At 60.9% G+C, this 17,619-nt stretch carries 13 protein-coding genes; 2 read left to right on the top strand and 11 right to left on the bottom strand.

Going from position 1 to position 17,619, the window contains the following annotated elements:
- Nucleotides 1–213 precede the first annotated feature (213 nt).
- The 8 genes from ACP6KB_RS08160 to leuC form a co-directional block, all read right to left on the bottom strand.
- Complete coding sequence (locus ACP6KB_RS08160; protein ID WP_442113239.1) at nt 214–834, bottom strand: phosphoribosylanthranilate isomerase; 621 nt, start codon at nt 832–834, stop codon at nt 214–216.
- Nucleotides 835–872: 38 nt separating this feature from the next.
- On the bottom strand, nt 873–1,748 hold the full coding sequence (gene truA, locus ACP6KB_RS08155; protein ID WP_442113237.1) for a tRNA pseudouridine(38-40) synthase TruA: 876 nt from the start codon (nt 1,746–1,748) through the stop codon (nt 873–875).
- 90 nt (nt 1,749–1,838) lie between these two features.
- Nucleotides 1,839–4,589: a FimV/HubP family polar landmark protein gene (locus ACP6KB_RS08150; RefSeq protein ID WP_442113235.1), complete on the bottom strand. Its 2,751-nt coding sequence runs from the start codon at nt 4,587–4,589 to the stop codon at nt 1,839–1,841.
- 72 nt (nt 4,590–4,661) lie between these two features.
- Nucleotides 4,662–5,672: an aspartate-semialdehyde dehydrogenase gene (locus ACP6KB_RS08145; RefSeq protein WP_442113233.1), complete on the bottom strand. Its 1,011-nt coding sequence runs from the start codon at nt 5,670–5,672 to the stop codon at nt 4,662–4,664.
- Nucleotides 5,673–5,902: 230 nt separating this feature from the next.
- On the bottom strand, nt 5,903–7,015 hold the full coding sequence (gene asd / locus ACP6KB_RS08140; RefSeq protein ID WP_442113231.1) for an aspartate-semialdehyde dehydrogenase: 1,113 nt from the start codon (nt 7,013–7,015) through the stop codon (nt 5,903–5,905).
- Between the two features lie 68 nt (nt 7,016–7,083).
- Nucleotides 7,084–8,166: a 3-isopropylmalate dehydrogenase gene (gene leuB / locus ACP6KB_RS08135; RefSeq protein ID WP_442113229.1), complete on the bottom strand. Its 1,083-nt coding sequence runs from the start codon at nt 8,164–8,166 to the stop codon at nt 7,084–7,086.
- Between the two features lie 122 nt (nt 8,167–8,288).
- Nucleotides 8,289–8,933: a 3-isopropylmalate dehydratase small subunit gene (gene leuD / locus ACP6KB_RS08130; RefSeq protein WP_442113227.1), complete on the bottom strand. Its 645-nt coding sequence runs from the start codon at nt 8,931–8,933 to the stop codon at nt 8,289–8,291.
- Entirely contained in the window at nt 8,930–10,363 is a 1,434-nt protein-coding gene (leuC, locus tag ACP6KB_RS08125) for a 3-isopropylmalate dehydratase large subunit (protein ID WP_442113225.1), read from the bottom strand. Before leuC ends, leuD begins: the two co-directional genes overlap by 4 nt.
- Nucleotides 10,364–10,495: 132 nt before the next feature.
- Between leuC and ACP6KB_RS08120 the strand changes: the two genes are divergently transcribed.
- Both ACP6KB_RS08120 and ACP6KB_RS08115 read left to right on the top strand, forming a co-directional pair.
- On the top strand, nt 10,496–11,386 hold the full coding sequence (locus ACP6KB_RS08120; RefSeq protein ID WP_442113223.1) for a LysR family transcriptional regulator: 891 nt from the start codon (nt 10,496–10,498) through the stop codon (nt 11,384–11,386).
- Nucleotides 11,387–11,439: 53 nt separating this feature from the next.
- Complete coding sequence (locus ACP6KB_RS08115) at nt 11,440–14,736, top strand: sensor domain-containing protein (RefSeq protein ID WP_442113220.1); 3,297 nt, start codon at nt 11,440–11,442, stop codon at nt 14,734–14,736.
- Nucleotides 14,737–15,442: 706 nt separating this feature from the next.
- Here ACP6KB_RS08115 and ACP6KB_RS08110 read toward each other — a convergent pair.
- The 3 genes from ACP6KB_RS08110 to ACP6KB_RS08100 form a co-directional block, all read right to left on the bottom strand.
- The gene (locus ACP6KB_RS08110; protein WP_442113218.1) at nt 15,443–15,889 is read right to left on the bottom strand and encodes an Hsp20 family protein; all 447 of its coding nucleotides are present in this window, start codon (nt 15,887–15,889) and stop codon (nt 15,443–15,445) included.
- 114 nt (nt 15,890–16,003) lie between these two features.
- The gene (locus tag ACP6KB_RS08105; RefSeq protein WP_442113216.1) at nt 16,004–16,963 is read right to left on the bottom strand and encodes a tRNA dihydrouridine synthase; all 960 of its coding nucleotides are present in this window, start codon (nt 16,961–16,963) and stop codon (nt 16,004–16,006) included.
- A 49-nt stretch (nt 16,964–17,012) separates the two neighbouring features.
- Nucleotides 17,013–17,453, bottom strand: coding sequence for an acyl-CoA thioesterase (locus ACP6KB_RS08100; RefSeq protein ID WP_442113214.1), 441 nt, complete (start codon nt 17,451–17,453; stop codon nt 17,013–17,015).
- Nucleotides 17,454–17,619: the final 166 nt, after the last annotated feature.

The following is a 17,619-nucleotide window of genomic DNA, read 5'->3' as shown; positions in this document are numbered from 1 at the left end:
CAATTCATGTATGTCGCGATGATGGACCGGCTCCGGCGCCCCACATACTGCGAGGTGCCCCGATACCGAACCATCGTCAACCTGTAAGGGCAACGCCAAGGGCGTCGCCCGGTAATTTCGACCGGCCCATGGGCGCGATCCGGCAGCAACGGGCTGCGAAAGCTATGGACGATGGCGCGCGGCCAGCCGTCACATTGGCATCAACCGTCGGCATCAGGCGCGTTTGACCGCGCTGATAAAGGCTTCGATCCGCGCGGCATCCTTGATGCCCTTGGCTTGCTCCACACCTCCACTGACGTCCACTGCGTATGGCCGCACCTGAGCGATGGCTGCAGCAACGTTATCGGCCGAAAGACCGCCGGCCAAAATGATCGGCTTGCTGAGTTTTTCCGGCACCAGAGACCAGTCGAACGCCTCACCGGTGCCGCCCGGCACGCCGGCGACATAGGTATCGAGCAGAATCCCGCTGGCCCCGCTGTACAACTGGCAGGCGGCTTCCAGATCATCGCCGGGACGCACCCGCAACGCTTTTATCCATGGCCGGTTATGACCCGCGCAATCGGCCGGGGTTTCATCGCCGTGAAACTGCAGCAGGTCCAGCGGCACGGCTTCGAGGATTTCAGTCAGCTCGCAGCGGCTGGCATTGACGAACAGCCCCACCGTGGTCACGAACGGCGGCAAGGCCGCGATGATGGCCCGCGCCTGCTGCACATCGACCGCCCGCGGGCTCTTGGCATAGAACACCAGACCAATGGCATCAGCGCCCGCCTCGGCCGCCGCCAGCGCATCTTCGATGCGGGTAATACCACAGATTTTGCTGCGAACGGCGCTCATGAAGCGTGAACCTCGGCTGATCTGGAAAGTCCCGGATGTTAGCAAATGACGTCTGGGCCGTCAGCCGCCAGCGACTCGTAACCGGTGAGAAAGTGTGGGCCGATGTAACGCTCGGGCAACGCGAACTCGTCGTGGTACTCCACTTGCACCAGGTACAGGCCAAAAGGATGGGCGGTGACGCCACCGGCGCGCCGCTCACGGCTCTCCAGTACGTCCCGGGCCCACTCCACCGGTCGCTCGCCAGCGCCAATGGTCATCAATACCCCGGCAATGTTGCGCACCATGTGATGCAGGAAGGCGCTGGCACGGATATCCAGGACAATCATCTTGCCGTGACGGGTGACCCGCAGGTGGTGAATGTTCTTGATCGGCGACTTGGCCTGGCACTGCCCCGCGCGAAAGGCGCTGAAGTCATGGGTACCCACCAGATACTCGGCCGCCAGGGCCATGCGCTCGACCTCCAGCGGCCGATGGTTCCAGGTGACCTCCTGGCCCATGTGCGCCGGGCGGATCTGGTCGTTGTAGATCACGTAGCGGTAGCGCCGGGCAATGGCCTTGAAGCGTGCGTGAAAATGCGCCGGCATCTCCTTGGCCCAACTTACGCTGATGTCGTGCGGCAGGTTGATATTGGCGCCCATGGTCCAGGCCTTCATGCTGCGCACCGCCTGGGTGTCGAAATGCACCACTTGACCGCAGGCATGCACCCCGGCGTCGGTGCGTCCGGCGCACGCCAGCGATACAGGCGAGTCGGCGACTTTCGACAACGCCTCTTCAAGGGTCTGCTGAACACTCAGCACACCATCGGCCTGGCGCTGCCATCCGCGATAACGCGAACCTTTGTATTCGACGCCAAGGGCGATGCGGAAGAAGCCGTCGGCTGCCGACTCGGCCGCCGTGTTATCAATGATTTCCAAGAAAATACAGCCTGTAGATTAAGCAGATGGCGGGAATTATAACGACAACGGCAGCCACCAGGGCTGCCGTCGGACGTACAAAGGCAGGCTTCAGACCAGACGCGAAAGCATCTCTTCAGCTTCCTGCTTCTGGGCATCGCTGCCCTCTTTGCACACTTCGTCGAGAATGTCGCGGGCACCGTCATGGTCCCCCATGTCGATGTAGGCACGGGCCAGATCAAGCTTGGTCGCGGCCTCGTCGGCACCGCCCAGGTAATCGAACTCCAGGTCATCACCCAGGTCGTCGCTCAAGGCGTCCTCAGCGGTGAAGTGAGGTTCGATCGAAGGCTGCTCCAGGCTTTGCGACAACTTGTCGAGCTCGGCGTTGACGTCATCGAGTTCGGACGCAAAGCTCTTGGCCGCGTCAGAATCGTCTTCCAGCGACAACGACAGGTCGAAGTCCTCCGGCAACTCCAGTTCGCTCAACGGATCGAACTCCGGCATCGTCTCGTCGAAAGCGGCCAGCTCGGCAGCGATATCCACCGGCTCGAGCGCTGGCAGCGCTGCTGTTTGGTCGCCTGCCACGTCAAGATCGAAATCAGCCAGGTCATCCAGGGTGACCGGGGCCTGCTCGGCGACTGGCAACTCTGGCGCGTCCAGCTCCATCTCGGCAACCGGCGCCTCGGGCACGGGCTCGGGCGCAACCTCTACCTCAATTTCAGGTGCAGACTCACCCAACTGCAGCGGTTCGTTCAGGTCCAGGCCCTGCAGGTCATCTTCCAGACTGAGGTCGAAGGCGCTGTCCAGATCGTCTTCGACAACCGGCTGCACTTCTGGCTCCAGTTCTGGCTCCAGCTCGGCAACCGGGGCGGGTTCCGGCTCCACTGCCAACTCTGGTTCTGGTTCTGGTTCTGGCGCTAGCTCCGGCTCCGCTGCTGGCTCTGGCGCAGGTTCTTCCGCCGGCGCGTCCTGCAACAATGCCTGGACGTATTGCGCATCAAGCTCGGCGGCCAAAGCTGCCGCGCCAATACCGCCCGCTGCCGCCAAGGCCACCATGGCCGGGAAACGGCTCTTGAGGGCTTCGACATCAGCATGGTTCTGGCCGGTGGCGATCAACTGCCGTTCGTGACCCACAAAAGCGTCGCGGTCACCCTGGCGCGCATAGACTTCCATCAACTTCAAACGCAGGTCGCTACGCCCTGGCGCAGCCGCCACGGCCGGCTCAAGCAGCTCAGCAGCATGATTGAGGCGACCCCGGGCAATGCTCAATTCGACTTCGTCGAGCAGCGCATCACCACTGGGTACCGGCGCAGCATCGGCAGCCGGCGCCACCAATGGCGCGGCCATCGGTTGCGGCTTGGCCGGGGCCGGTTCGGCAGGCTTCTGCGCGGTCTGAGTGTTTTCCACTGCAGCACTGGCCGCCGCAGCAGACGCTGCAACCACGGCCGGCGCCAAGGTCACGCTTGGCGCAGACACTTCCAGACCATCGAAACTGCTGGGTGGCAAGTCCAGGTCAGGACCACGCTCGCCCTCTTCAGCCAGGGCACGTGCCATGCGCAAGTGCTTTTCCGCTTCCTGGTTTGCCTTGCGCTTGCGCGCCAGCAGCAACAGCAACAACAGGAGTACCAACAAGGCAGAAGCGCCGATCAGCGCCAGCAGCACCGGATTACCCATCAGGTCATCGAGGACTTTGCTGGAACTGCCAGGTGCCTGCTCAACGGCAGGTGGCGCGGTATCGAGCGGCGCCGTATCTACCGCTGCAGGCGCTGGCGTAGCGTTCGACGCCACTGGCGCCGGTTGCAACTCAGCGGAAATCGCCGGTGACTCAGGCGTCGGTGCCGCGGCATCGGGCTCGGCAGCGCCTTGCGCTTCCAGCTTGGCCAACTGATCGTTTTTCAACGCGATCAAGCGCTCCAGCTTGTCCAGCTGGCTTTGCAGATCGGTCATGCGGCTTTTCAGTTCGGCGTTATCACGGCGCGTGGTATCGAGGCTTTCCTGGGCCATCGCGAGCTTATCGCTGACGGCCTTGTTGCTACCGGCAGCCGCTTTGCTGCCCGGCGCGACCAGGCGCAGGTTGTCTTGGTTGGCAATGCGCGCTGGCGCCGCTTCAGCGCCAGTACGGCGGGTAGCATCCAACTGACGGGCACGCGGCCCCAGGCGTCGGCCCTCACGCCAGGCGGCGTATTGCTCGGCAACTTCTGCCACCGCCTGACCTTGCGGGATGCTCATGACTTGCTGCTGATCAGGAAGGCGCAACACCTGCCCGGTTTTCAGCAGGTTGATGTTGCCGTTGATAAAGGCGTCGGGGTTCAGGGCCTGAATGGCCAGCATCGCTTGCTGTACCGAGCCACCCTGACGTGCTTTCGAGGCAATTTCCCACAAGGTGTCGCGCCGTACCGTGGTGTAGCTGGCCGGCGCACTGACCGCAGGGCTGATCGCTGATTCCGGCTTGGCACCCGGCAGCGCGGCCTGATTGACCAGCACGCTGTAATCACGCAGCAACCGCCCGCTTGGCCACATCACCTGCACCAGGAACTTGACCATCGGTGCCGGTAGCGCCTGGCTGGACGTCACCCGCAACACGCTCTTGCCGTTAGGGTTGATCACCGGTGTGAAAGTCAAATCGTCGAGGTACGACGGGCGCTCGATCCCGGCCTTGGCAAACTCTTCAGGCGGCGCCAGGCTCGGGGCCATTTCTGCGGCCGTGATATCGCGCACATCGAGCAGTTCGATTTCGGCATCCAGCGGCTGGTTTTGCGCCGACTTGAGGGTCAGCTCGCCCAAGCCCAGAGCTTGCGCCATACCGGACGACAGCGCCGACGCCGCGGCTATTGCTAAGACCAGTTTGCGAATTCGAAGCATGACCTCATCCTTTGAAAGAACCGCCCCCGGCAAGCGAGCAATATCTCGGTAAAAATTAGCTGCAAGTATCTTTTACACAACATGTTTTATCAACAATTGCGCCAGTTGCACGGCGTTCAACGCCGCGCCCTTACGCACGTTGTCGGTGGTCAACCAGAGGTTCAGCTGGTGGTCATCATCAATTCCGCCGCGCACCCGTCCAACATAGACCACGTCCTGCCCGACTGCGTCACCGACCGGTGTTGGGTAGTCATCCGACTCGACCAACTCGATGCTCGGTGCAGCGTCCAGCGCAGCATTGACTGCCGCCAGGTCAATCGGTTCACGGCTTTGCACCGATACACTGTAGCTATCGCCGAAAAACACCGGGACTTGAATACAGGTGACGGAAATTTTCAGGGCCGGCTGCTCCAGCACTTCGCGCAACTCGCTGACCAGGCGGCGCTCCAGCGCACCATGGCCTTCGGCGTCGTTCGCTCCGACCTGGGCCAGCACGTTGAACGCCATCTGCCGGTCAAAGAAACGCGGCTCCAGCGGGCGCGCATTGAGCAGCTCAGCAGTCTGGCGCGCCAGCTCATTGACGGCTTCGCGGCCTTGAGCCGACACCGCCAGGCAGGCAGTGACGTTGACACGCTCGATATCGAGCAAGCCCTTGAGCGGCGCCAGGGCCACGGCCAACGCTACCGCTGCGGCGCTCGGGCTGCTTACTTGCAGCGGTTTCTTCAGGTTTTGCAGGCGTGCGGCGTTTGCCTCGGGCACCAGCGCGGGCGCTTGCTCGGCGGTCAGGCCGCCTGACAGATCGATCACGGCGCAGCCAGCGGCCTGGGCGCGTGCGGCAAAGCTGCGCGTCACCGCAGGACCGGCAGCGAAAAACGCCAGTTTGACCTTACTGAAATCGAAACTGTCGACCTCACGCACACGCAGGCTTTTGCTGCGGAACATCACGCCACTGCCGGCCGACTCATTGCTGGCCAACAGATGCAGGGTGCCCACCGGAAAATCCTGCTCTTCGAGAATCTGCACAAGGGTCTCACCGACAGTTCCGGTGGCGCCGATCACGGCGATATCAATAAGCTGGCTCATGGGGACATTCTCTGCGGCAACGGCGGGAGCGGCACTTTACACCACAATAGCGGCCAAGATTACACAGACTCAGTGGGCACAACTGTCTTCTTGTGGGAGCGGGCTTGCCCCGCGATTGCGGTTTACCAATCACATCGCTTCGCGGGGCAAGCCCGCTCCTACAGTGAGTGCGGGCACAAAAAAGCCCGTGCTGTTACCAGCACGGGCCTGGAGGTGCAGCCAGCGTCAGATCAACGCTCCAGCAGAATCCGCAGCATGCGGCGCAGCGGCTCGGCCGCGCCCCACAGCAGTTGGTCGCCAACGGTGAAGGCGCCCAGGTACTGCGAACCCATGTTCAGCTTGCGCAGACGACCCACCGGAATGTTCAGGGTACCGGTGACGTTGGTTGGGCTCAGCTCCTGCATGCTGATTTCGCGCTGGTTCGGTACCAGCTTCACCCACGGGTTGTGCTGGCTGATCATGCCTTCGATATCAGCGATCGGCACATCTTTGTTCAGCTTGATGGTCAGCGCCTGGCTGTGGCAACGCATGGCGCCGATGCGCACGCAGATACCATCGACCGGGATCGGGCTCTTGAAGCGACCGAGAATCTTGTTGGTTTCGGCCTGGGCCTTCCACTCTTCGCGGCTCTGGCCGTTTGGCAGTTCCTTGTCGATCCACGGGATCAGGCTGCCAGCCAGCGGCACACCGAAGTTTTCGGTCGGGTAGGCTTCGCTGCGCATGGCCTCGGCGACCTTGCGGTCGATGTCGAGGATGGCGCTGGCCGGGTTGGCCAGATCGTCGGCCACGGCGGCGTGGGTAGCCCCCATCTGACGAATCAGCTCACGCATGTTCTGCGCGCCGGCACCGGATGCCGCCTGATAGGTCATGGCGCTCATCCACTCGACCAGGCCGGCTTCGAACAGGCCACCCAGGCCCATCAGCATCAGGCTGACGGTGCAGTTGCCACCGATGTAGTTCTTGGTACCCGCATCCAGCTGCTGGTCGATCACCTTGCGGTTGACCGGGTCAAGGATGATCACCGCGTCATCCTGCATACGCAGGCTGGAAGCGGCGTCGATCCAGTAGCCCTGCCAGCCGGCTTCGCGCAGCTTGGGGAATACTTCGTTGGTGTAGTCGCCACCCTGACAGGTCAGGATCACATCGAGGGTCTTGAGCTCTTCAATGTTGTATGCGTCCTTGAGTGGGGCAATGTCTTTGCCCACAGCAGGACCCTGGCCACCTACGTTGGAGGTGGTGAAGAACACCGGCTCGATCAGGTCGAAATCCTGCTCTTCCAGCATCCGCTGCATGAGCACGGAACCGACCATACCGCGCCAACCGATCAGACCTACACGTTTCATCGCAACTGCACCTTTGCTAAAAAGTGGGCCGCTGCTTCACAAGGAAAAACAGCAGCGGGCCCGAGAGATTACAGATTCCGCAGCGCTGCGACTACTGCGTCGCCCATTTCCTGCGTACCTACTTTGCTGCAGCCTGCCGACCAGATGTCGCCAGTACGCAGCCCCTGATCCAGCACCAGGCTGACGGCCTTTTCAATTGCTTCGGCTGCCGCCTGTTGGTTGAAGCTGTAACGCAACATCATCGACACCGACAGAATGGTCGCCAGCGGGTTGGCGATCCCCTGCCCGGCGATGTCCGGCGCAGAGCCGTGGCACGGCTCGTACATGCCCTTGTTGTTGGCATCCAGCGACGCTGAAGGCAGCATGCCAATGGAGCCAGTGAGCATGGAAGCTTCATCCGACAAAATGTCACCAAACATGTTGTCGGTGACCATCACATCGAACTGCTTGGGTGCACGCACCAGTTGCATGGCGGCGTTGTCGACGTACATGTGGCTGAGTTCGACGTCTGGGTAGTCTTGGGCGACTTGCTCGACGATTTCACGCCACAGCTGGCTGGAGGCCAGAACGTTGGCTTTATCCACCGAGCACAGCTTCTTGCCACGCACGCGGGCCATGTCGAAGCCAACGCGGGCGATGCGGCGGATTTCGCTTTCGCTGTACGGCAGGGTGTCGTAGGCCTGGCGCTCGCCACCTTCCAGCTCACGGGTGCCACGCGGGGCGCCGAAGTAAATGCCACCAGTCAGCTCACGCACGATGAGGATGTCCAGGCCAGCAACGATTTCCGGTTTCAGCGACGAGGCATCGGCCAGTTGCGGGTAGAGGATCGCCGGACGCAGGTTGGCGAACAGCCCCAGTTGCGAGCGGATTTTCAGCAGGCCGCGCTCAGGGCGGATATCACGTTCGATCTTGTCCCACTTCGGGCCGCCTACGGCGCCCAGCAGTACTGCGTCTGCCTGGCGTGCACGCTCCAGGGTCTCGTCTGCCAATGGCACGCCGTGCTTGTCGATGGCGGCGCCACCGATAACGTCGTGGGACAGGCTGAAACCGAGCTGGAACTTGTCGTTGGCCAGCTCCAGCACCTTGACCGCTTCGGCCATGATTTCCGGACCGATACCATCACCTGGGAGAATCAGAATCTGCTTGCTCATGGGTTCCTCTTGTTCGAATCAAGCGGCAGGCCATGTTGGCTTGCCTTCAAAATATTGTGGGGCTGATCGCGGGGCACGCCCGCTCCTACGTTGGGAGCGGGCTTGCCCCGCGATGACTTCAATCAAACATCGCGGAACAACCAAGGCTGGCTCGCACGGTGCTTGCCTTCGAATGCTTCGATGGCATCGCGGTCCTGCAAGGTCAGGCCGATGTCGTCCAGGCCGTTGAGCAGGCAGTGCTTGCGGAAGGCGTCGATTTCGAAGCTCAGCACCTTGCCATCAGGACGGGTTACCGTCTGCGCCTGCAGATCGATTGTCAACTGATAGCCCGGGTCGGCTTCGACTTGCTTGAACAATTCGTCGACTTCCTCATCGCTGAGGATGATTGGCAGCAAGCCGTTCTTGAAGCTGTTGTTGAAGAAAATGTCGGCGTAGCTCGGCGCAATGATGCTGCGAAAGCCATATTCTTCAAGCGCCCAAGGCGCATGCTCACGGCTTGAGCCGCAACCGAAGTTCTCACGGGCCAGCAACACGCTGGCGCCCTGATAACGCTCGTGATTCAAGACGAAGTCCTGGTTCTTCGGGCGCTTGCTGTTGTCCTGGTACGGCTGGCCAACATCCAGGTAACGCCATTCATCGAACAAGTTCGGGCCGAAGCCGGTGCGTTTGATCGACTTCAGAAACTGCTTGGGAATGATCTGGTCGGTGTCGACGTTGGCACGGTCCAAAGGCGCGACCAGGCCAGTGTGCTGGGTAAAGGCTTTCATGCTGCACTCCCTTGAATCAACTCGCGAACATCGACAAAACGACCGGTTACAGCGGCGGCAGCGGCCATCGCCGGGCTCACCAGGTGGGTACGGCCGCCAGCACCCTGACGCCCCTCAAAGTTACGGTTGGAGGTGGAGGCGCAATGCTCGCCACTCTCCAGGCGATCAGGGTTCATTGCCAGGCACATCGAGCAGCCCGGCTCGCGCCATTCAAAACCGGCGTCGAGGAAAATCTTGTCCAGGCCTTCTTGCTCAGCCTGGGCTTTAACCAGGCCCGAACCCGGCACAACAATGGCTTGCTTGATGGTCGCAGCGACCTTGCGGCCCTTGGCGATTTCGGCAGCTGCGCGCAAGTCTTCGATTCGCGAGTTGGTGCAGGAACCGATGAACACACGATCAAGCTGGATATCGGTGATCGCCTGATTGGCGCTCAAGCCCATGTACTTCAAGGCACGCTCAATCGAGCCACGCTTGACCAGATCGGCTTCAGCCGCCGGATCCGGAACGCGCTGGTCAACCGCCAGAACCATTTCCGGCGAAGTGCCCCAGCTGACCTGCGGCTTGATCTGCGCGGCGTCCAGCTCAATCACGGTGTCGAACACGGCATCAGCGTCGGAGACCAGGTCTTTCCAGGCCTCTACGGCTTGCTGCCATTGCTCGCCTTTCGGCGCATAGGGGCGGCCTTTGACGTAGGCGATGGTCTTTTCATCGGTCGCCACCAGGCCCACACGTGCACCGGCTTCGATCGACATGTTGCAGATGGTCATACGGCCTTCGACGGACAAGTCGCGAATCGCACTACCGGCGAATTCCATGGCATGGCCGTTGCCACCGGCGGTGCCGATCTTGCCGATGACCGCCAATACGATGTCTTTGGCGGTGACGCCAAACGGCAACTGGCCTTCAACACGCACCAGCATGTTTTTCATTTTTTTGGCCACCAGGCACTGGGTGGCGAGCACGTGCTCGACTTCCGAAGTACCGATGCCATGCGCCAAGGCGCCGAAGGCACCGTGGGTGGAGGTGTGCGAGTCACCGCACACCACTGTCATGCCCGGCAAGGTGGCGCCCTGCTCCGGGCCGATGACGTGAACGATGCCCTGACGCACGTCATTCATCTTGAATTCGGTGATGCCGTATTCGTCGCAGTTTTCATCGAGGGTCTGCACCTGCAAACGCGACACCTGATCGACAATGGCGTCGATACCGCCCTTGCGCTCAGGGGTGGTCGGCACGTTGTGATCCGGCGTGGCGATGTTGGCATCGATGCGCCAGGGTTTGCGATTGGCCAGGCGCAGGCCTTCGAAGGCTTGCGGCGACGTCACTTCGTGAATGATGTGACGATCGATATAGATCAGCGCCGAACCATCGTCGCGCTGTTTGACCAAATGCGAATCCCAGAGCTTGTCGTAGAGCGTTTTGCCGGCCATCAGACTGTTCCTCATCAGCGTCTTTCTATGCCAATAACCACTTGGCTTGTACGGACGATGCTATGACGGTAGATTGAATAACTCAAATTCATAATTTTTATGCTTTGAATAACTCCAAGGAATACGAGAACGGTGGACGTCGCTAACCTCAATGCCTTTATTGCCGTGGCCGAAACCGGCAGCTTTTCCGGGGCAGGCGAGCGCCTGCACCTCACACAACCGGCCATCAGCAAACGCATTGCCGGGCTTGAGCAGCAGTTGGATGTGCGCCTGTTCGACCGCCTTGGCCGCGAGGTCAACCTGACCGAAGCCGGCCGCGCCCTGTTACCGCGCGCCTACCAGATCATCAACGTGCTGGACGATACCCGCCGCGCCCTGACCAACCTCACCGGTGAAGTGGCAGGCCGTTTGACGTTGGCGACCAGCCACCACATCGGCCTGCACCGCTTGCCCCCGGTTTTACGGGCATTTACCCGCCAGTACCCAGCCGTTGCACTGGATATTGAGTTTCTGGATTCGGAAGCGGCCTACGACGAAGTACTCCACGGCCGCGCCGAAATCGCCGTGATCACCCTCGCCCCGGAGCCTCATGCGCTGATTCAGGCGGTGCCGGTGTGGGACGACCTGCTGGATTTCGTCGCCGCCCCAGAGCACCCACTGGCCTGCAACGGCGCCGTGAGCCTGGCTGACATTGCCCATCACCCGGCAGTTTTCCCCGGCGGCAACACCTTTACCCACCATATTGTTCAGCGCCTGTTCGAAGCCCAGGGGCTGACCCCGAACATCGCCATGAGCACCAACTACCTGGAAACCATAAAAATGATGGTTTCCATTGGCCTGGCCTGGAGCGTGCTGCCGCGTACTATGCTCGATGAGCAGGTTGCGCCTATCGCATTGCCGGGCGTACAGCTGTCGCGCCAGCTAGGCTACATTCTGCACACCGAACGAACGTTATCGAATGCAGCCAAGGCCTTTATGGCACTGCTCGACAGCCATGCAAGCAGCCCTGAGCCACTGAGGTAAAACCGGTCAGTACAACCCTCAAGGACGTGTCATCTGCCAAAGGTCTGGTATCGATGCCCAAATCAGTAAATCGCTTTCCGCGTCTGCCGCGTATCCATTCGGCAGACCCCCAGGCGTTGGAGCAAACCTGGGAGAATGCCCCGCAACTCCTGGCGGCGTTGAATGGCGCGCACCTGGGCGCATGGTTCTGGGATGTCGAGACCGGGCACATCAGTTGGTCACGGGGCACCCAGGCGTTATTCGGCTTCGACCCGCAACAACCCTTACCCAACGACGTCGACTACCTCGACCTGCTGCCCATCGAAGACCGCGCCCGCACCTTGCAGGCGTTTCATGCGGTGCTTAACGGTGAGCCGGTGGAACAGGCCCTGCGTCACCGTATCCGCTGGCCCGACGGGAGCCTGCACTGGCTGGAAATCAACGGTAGCATGGCCAAGGATAAACACGGCCGCCCGCAGATGATCGGCGTTATCCGCGAAATCACCCGCCAGCGCGAGCGCGAAACGGCGCTGATCAACTCGGAAAAACGCTTCGCCACCCTGTTTCACCTGAGCCCCAACGTGGTGTTGCTGACGCGTCGCTCCGACGGTTTGATCTACGAAGTGAACCAACACTTCGAGCAGACTCTGGGCTGGCCCGGCCACCAGGTGATCAACAAAACCACCATCGAACTGGGCCTGTGGGCCAATCCCAACCAGCGCCAACTGGTGCTTGAGGCCACCCGCAGCACCAGCGGCCCGGTAACGCTGGAGGTGCAGTTCTGCGCCAGCAACGGCAAGGTTCACGACGGCATTCTCAGCACCCAGAACATCGAGCTCGAAGGCACCGTCTACCTGCTTAGCACCTTCGTCGATACCAGCGAGCGCAAGCGCGCCGACCAGGCCCTCAGAGACAGCCAGGAACGACTCGACCTGGCCCTCGATTCCGCCCAGCTCGGCACCTGGGACTGGCATATTCCCAGCGGGATGCTCTACGGCTCGGCACGCGCCGCCGAGCTGCACGGGATGAAAGCCGAACCGTTTCATGAGTCTTTCGACGCGTTTTTCGAAGGCGTGCCAGAGCAAGAACGCAACAGCATGCGCAAGGCCTACCGCAGCCTGCGTGAAGGCCCGGCCGATAACTACCAGATCACTTACCAGGTGCAACTGGAAAACGGCACGGTGCGCTATATCGAAAGCCGCGCCCGGCTGTATCGCGATGAACAGGGTAATCCGCTGCGCATGGCCGGCACCCTGCTCGACATCACCGATCAGGTTGAGCGCGAGCAACGCCTGACCAGCTCGGAAGAAAAATTCGCCAGCTTGTTCCAGGCAAGCCCGGACCCGATCTGCGTGACGCGTCAGGACAACGGTCAATTCATCGAAATCAATCCGGCCTTCACCCAGACATTCGGCTGGGACGCGGCACAGGTCATTGGCCGCAACGCCGAGGAAGTCGGTTTATGGGCCGAGTCTGCCGGACGGGCCCGCCGAATCGAGCAGGTGATCCGCGACGAAGCGCTGAACAACGTCGCCGTCGTGGTCAACCATAAAGACGGTCAAACGCTGACCTGCGTGATTTCCAGCCGCCTGATCAAAGTCGACGACCACGCCTGCAGCGTCACCACCCTGCGCGATATCACCCAGCAACAACGGGCCGAAGCCGCGCTCAAGGCCAGCGAAGAGAAGTTCGCCAAAGCGTTCCATTCCAGCCCGGACGCGATCACCATCACCGAGCTGGTCAGTGGCCGTTATCTGGAGATCAATGACGGCTTCTGTCGCCTGACCGGTTACAACGCCGGCGAAGTGATTGGTCGCACCGTGTATGAGATCGGCATCTGGGCCGATGACAAACAGCGTTCCATGCTGATCGCCGAGCTGCAGGACAAGGGCCGTGTGCACCACCGGGAAATGCTCGGTCGCAACAAACGCGGCGATATCCTCACGGTGGAGGTATCCATCGAGCCGATCACCCTCAACGAGACCCACTGCCTGCTGCTCACCGCCCGTGATGTCAGCCAATTGAAAAACGCCCAGGCACAGATCCGCCACCTGGCCTACCACGATCCCCTGACCAACCTGCCCAACCGCGCCCTGCTGATGGACCGCCTGAGCCAGCAGATCGCCTTGCTCAAACGCCACAACCTGCGCGGTGCCTTGCTGTTCCTTGACCTCGACCACTTCAAACACATCAACGACTCCCTCGGCCACCCGGTTGGCGACACGGTGCTGAAAATCATCACCGCGCGCCTTGAAGCCAGCGTGCGCATGGAAGACACCGTGGCCCGCCTGGGCGGCGACGAGTTCGTGGTACTGCTCAGCGGCCTGGACGGCAGCCGCGACGAGGTCACGGACAAAGTCCGCGAACTGGCCGACACCCTGCGCGAATTGCTCGCCGAACCGATGTTCCTTGACGGTCAACGCCTGCAAGTCACGCCAAGCATTGGCGTGGCGCTGATTCCCGATCACGGCTCGACCCCAGCCGACCTGCTCAAGCGAGCCGACATCGCCCTGTACCGGGCCAAAGACTCCGGGCGCAACACCACCCAACTGTTCCACACCACCATGCAGAAAGCCGCCAGCGAGCGCCTGCGCATGGAGAGCGACCTGCGCATGGCCTTGGCCCGTGGCGAATTGGCCCTGCACTTCCAGCCGCAGGTTGATGCCCGCGATAACCATATTGTCGGTGCCGAGGTGTTGTTGCGCTGGCACCACCCGCAACTGGGCCAGCAACCGCCCGCCCAATTCATCCAGGTTCTGGAAGAAAGCGGCCTGATTCTGGAAGTTGGCAACTGGATACTCGATGAGGCCTGCGATGCCTGCGCCGGCATGTTGCGTGACCACCTGATCGAAGCTGACGACTTCAGCCTGTGCGTCAACATCAGCCCGCGCCAGTTTCGTCAGAACGATTTTGTTGAGCGGGTACTGCGTAGCCTGGATGACTTCGGCTTGCCTTACCACATGCTCAAACTGGAAATCACCGAAGGCATCGTTATCCAGAACCTGGAAGACACCATCAACAAAATGCGCGAACTCAAACGCTATGGCGTGAGCTTTGCCATGGATGACTTTGGCACCGGGTACTCGTCGCTGACTTACCTCAAACGCTTACCGGTTGATGCCTTGAAAATCGACCAGTCGTTTGTGCGCGACGCGCCTGTGGACCCTAACGACGCGGAAATCGTTCGAGCCATCGTTGCCATGGCGCACAGCCTGGAGCTAGCGGTGATTGCTGAAGGCGTGGAATTGACCGAGCAATTGGCGTTTCTCGAACGGCAGGGGTGTTACCTGTATCAAGGCTATCTGCACAGCAGGCCGCTGCCGTTGGGGCAGTTCCGGCAATTGCTACTGGAGGCGCCTGCGGATCATTGAGTGCCCACTACTGCAGCAAGCCAGCAATCCTTCCCGACATTCCACAACCCCCATAAAAAAGGTTCTTCATGGATCCTTGGGAAGGATTGGTTTTGGTTTGTGAGCTGTGAGCTTATCCATTTGTTGTGGCGGCCTCCTTTTTTCTTGGTGTATGGACCGGACACATGGTGGGAGCGGGCTTGCCCCGCGATTTGCTATATCGCGCCAGATCGCGGGGCAAGCCCGCTCCCACCGCGACAAGTCCTCCGGTCGGCCTCCTGAAGTCGCTAAGTTACGGGCAGCGCCTGGGCTGGCGTTAGCTTCGCTAATGTCGGTTGGGGTGGTTTGTCGCTTTGCTTTTGCTTTGCGTGCGCGTTAGTTCAGGCGCCACGGTCTGCGACTTCAGGAGGCTGAGTGGAGGTATTGCGTAGTGAGGTGACGGGCAGGAGCCCGTCAAGCGCTTCGGGCCATGGATGGCCCGTTAGCGCGGTCCTCACGGGAGCAATGCCGGAGCGAAGGAACCCGAAGTGCAGCGTAGGGCCGGATGCAGGAGCGAGCGGTTTGCCTACTTTCCCGCGAGAAAGTAGGCCGCCGTAAGGGCGGAAGGGGCCAACACAGTCACCACATCGAAGGGATAAGCCCGCAGCCCTCAAAGCCAATTCTTCCCCCGACAATCCGTGAACCATAAAAAAGGGCACCCGAAGGTGCCCTCTTTTCACCACAGCACTTAGTTCAGTGCAGGCTTGCTATCCCCATTGATCGGGATACGTTTGGCCTTGGCCTCTTCAGGCACAATGCGCAGCAAGTCGATGCTGAGCAGACCGTTGGCCAGTGCCGCAGCCTTGACCTCGATATGGTCGGCCAGGCGGAACGACAACTTGAACGCCCGCTGGGCAATGCCCTGATGCAGATAGGTGACGCTTTCGCCGTTGCCTTCACGCTTGCCGCCAGTGACGGTCAAGACGCCCTTCTCCACTTGCAGGTCCAGGTCCTGCTCATGGAAACCAGCTGCAGCAACGACAATTCGATAGTGGTCATCGCCATGTTTTTCAACGTTGTAGGGTGGGTAGCTGCTACCCGCCTCATTACGCGCCGCAGATTCAAACAGGTCGTTGAAACGGTCGAAGCCTACGGAATGACGGAACAGTGGAGCCAGAGAAAAAGCAGTAGTCATGGTACATCTCCTGAAAATCAGCGAGTTTGTGTAGTAACGCGACCCGACTTCGGCATCGCGTACTACCTAGATAAGGACCCTCGTCTGCTTTTCAAGCGACACCAGAAAAATTTTTCAGGCCGCCTCGCTGACCGCTACTCCGATCAACTGCCCGACCCGATCGCAGTCGGTTTCACGGCGCAGCTCGGTAAATAACGCCACCGCTTCCGGGTAGGTGCGGGTCAGCATTGCCACCCATTGCTTCAGTCGCCCCGGCGCCTGACGCGGGGTCATCTGCGCCCGGGCCTGACCCCAGAAGTCTTGAATCAGCGGCAACAGGCTCTGCCAGTCCATCGGCACGAACTCAACGCCATCACGCTCAGCGGCAATCTGCCGAGCCAGGTCCGGGCGCGACACCAGACCACGACCGAGCATGATGTCCTCTACCCCACTGACTTCGCGGCAACGCCGCCAATCATCCAGGGTCCAGACTTCGCCGTTGGCGTACACCGGCACCTTGACCACATCCTGCACCTTGGCGACCCACTCCCAGTGAGCAGGCGGCTTGTAACCATCGACTTTGGTGCGCGCATGCACGACCAACTGCTCAGCCCCGCCCTCGGCCAGCGCCCGCGCGCAATCCAGGGCGCCATCCGGGCTGTCGAAGCCCAGACGCATCTTGGCGGTCACCGGAATATGCGCCGGGACAGCGCGGCGCACTTCACGCAGAATGGCATGCAGCAGTTCCGGCTCTTTGAGCAACACCGCCCCGCCGCGAGACTTATTCACAGTCTTGGCCGGGCAACCAAAGTTCAGATCAATCACCGGCGCGCCCAGCTCGCAGGCCAGCACGGCGTTTTCTGCCAGGCAAACAGGGTCAGACCCGAGCAACTGCACACGCAACGGCACCCCGGCAGCGGTTTGCGCACCCTGGCGCAGTTCAGGTGCCAGCTTGTCGAAGGTCGGAGCAGGCAACAGCCGGTCGCAGACGCGAATGAACTCAGTGACACACCAGTCGATACCGCCGACCTGAGTCAGTACGTCGCGAAGGATATCGTCGACCAGCCCCTCCATCGGGGCCAGGGCAATTTGCATGGCTTGCATCTCGGGCGAAAAAGGCCCGCAGTCTAGCAAAATCCGTGAGCTACAGCGCTCCGACCATCAGCGCCGGGCCATAGCCGTCTATGAACTCGCCCGGCATGCGCTTCGGCCGCCCTGTGGATAACTCGATGCAGACAAACGTGGTCTGCGCACGCAGCAAGGTCGTGCCATCGCTGGGGCGTACCAGCTGGAAGCGTCGGGTCATCTTCAGGCGCTGATCCCAATCGACGATCCAGGTTGCCAACTGCAATTCATCATCCTCATATGCTGCCGCCAGGTAATCGATCTCATGGCGGACCACCGCCATCGCCCGGTCCAGGCGCCGATATTCAGCCAGATCCAGCCCCAGACGCTGGGAATGGCGCCAGGCACAGCGTTCCAGCCAGGTCACGTAGACCGCATTGTTGGCGTGGCCGAGGCCATCGATATCGTCGGCTGCGACACGCAGATCGATGATGAACGGTGTTGCCAGATCCCAACTCATGCCCGCTCCAGGTCTGTGATGAACGGGCAGAGTGTAACGGAAGCTTAGGCGGATTGCCGCGTCGTAAAGACGTAGGACTGAGGCGGACTGCTAACTCGCGTTCCAACCAATCGCTTCATGCTCATAGATAGCCAGGAAACTATTCCCAAACCACTCGTCGCAACGC

Origin of the sequence: Pseudomonas sp. NUPR-001, assembly GCF_052147955.1 — a bacterium.
Taxonomy (GTDB): domain Bacteria; phylum Pseudomonadota; class Gammaproteobacteria; order Pseudomonadales; family Pseudomonadaceae; genus Aquipseudomonas.
This window is presented reverse-complemented; position numbering and strand designations above follow the sequence as displayed.